Genomic DNA, 288 nt, shown 5'->3' on the forward strand with positions numbered 1-288 from the left:
CGCGGAGGTAGCCCAAGGCGTTCACCGGGGCGTTGCGGTGATCGGCGACGACAGGCGGCCTGATGAAACGGGACAGCTCGAGCCGGCCGTGGCCGTCCGGCATGCGCATCATGGCAATCTCGACGTGCTGATCACCCAGTCCAGTGACGCGCCCGGCCCATTCTCCTTCGATCGTGGCACGCCCTTCGAGTTCAAGGCCAAGCGCGCGAAAGAAATCAACCGTCGCGTCGAGGCCCTCGACGACGATTCCGATGTTGTCCCTTCGTATGAGCGCCATGTGTCCAAGCT

The 288-nt window shown here is 63.9% G+C and carries 1 pseudogene; it reads right to left on the reverse strand.

Annotated features, from left to right (window positions below):
• Positions 1 to 277: pseudogene (locus tag EN851_RS37615) on the reverse strand (VOC family protein); the annotation flags it as partial.
• Between the last annotated feature and the right edge of the window lie 11 nt (positions 278 to 288).

This window comes from Mesorhizobium sp. M8A.F.Ca.ET.208.01.1.1, from assembly GCF_004791315.1.
In the GTDB taxonomy this organism is placed as follows: Bacteria; Pseudomonadota; Alphaproteobacteria; order Rhizobiales; family Rhizobiaceae; genus Mesorhizobium.